This window comes from Wolbachia endosymbiont of Madathamugadia hiepei (assembly GCF_013366855.1).
Classification (GTDB): Bacteria; Pseudomonadota; Alphaproteobacteria; order Rickettsiales; family Anaplasmataceae; genus Wolbachia.
In genome coordinates this window covers 1-939 of record NZ_WQMP01000201.1, presented here as the reverse complement: position 1 = coordinate 939, position 939 = coordinate 1, and the positions used below count along the sequence as shown (strand labels likewise).

Annotated in this window: 1 protein-coding gene; it reads left to right on the top strand. The window is 41.0% G+C overall.

Annotation, left to right across the window (positions count from 1 at the left end):
• Positions 1-778, top strand: a 778-nt coding sequence (locus GO685_RS05360; RefSeq protein WP_410543295.1) for a MutS-related protein, incomplete at its 5' end; no start/stop codon positions are given.
• Between the last annotated feature and the right edge of the window lie 161 nt (positions 779-939).

Sequence of the window (939 nt, the reverse complement as noted above, 5' to 3'; positions counted from 1 at the left end):
TGCTAAAGAATCTGAAAAGATTGCTCTCGCTGCAAACGCCTTGGCAAAGCTTGATATCCGAACTGCGTTTGCAGAGCTTGCAATGCAAAACAATTACGTAAAACCCATCATTGACGATAGTAAAGAATTCAATATCTGCAGCGGAAGACACCCAGTGGTTGAAGTTAACGATAAGTTCATCGCAAATAACATCAACTTAGCTGGTATACATCTAATCACTGGTCCTAATATGGCCGGAAAAAGCACTTTTCTAAGGCAAAACGCTCTCATCGCAATTTTAGCTCATATGGGGTCATTTGTGCCAGCAGATAGTGCACATATTGGTGTGATTGACAAGATATTCAGCAGGGTTGGTGCAACAGATAATATAACAGCTGGTTATTCCACCTTCATGGTAGAGATGATTGAAACAGCAACCATAGTCAATCAGGCAACAGATCGTTCCTTGGTGATACTTGATGAGATTGGCAGAGGCACAGGGGTATATGATGGCTTATCTATTGCTCAGGCAGTGATTGAACATATCCACAATGTAAACAAGTGCCGCGCCATTTTTGCAACTCATTATCATGAACTAACTAAAGTAAGCAAATACTTGAAGAACGTGAAATGTTTTTGTGTGAAAATAAAAGAATGGAACGGAGAGGTAATCTTTCTCCATGAAGTTGTTGAGGGTGTTGCAGATGAGTCATATGGAATATATGTAGCAAAACTCGCCGGCTTTCCTGATTCTGTACTGGACAGAGCAAGTGAAGTGTTTGAGGAACTGAAGGCTTGAGAGAGTAGGGTGTCATACAAGTATCTGACGCTGGTTCCTTTGTGACGATATCATCCAAGTATTCCCTTTCTTGTCATTCCAGTGCTCCGACACTGGGATGGCTTTATTGCATGGCAACTTATGCTGTGGTGATTTATGATAAATTCATGTAACCATTTCAA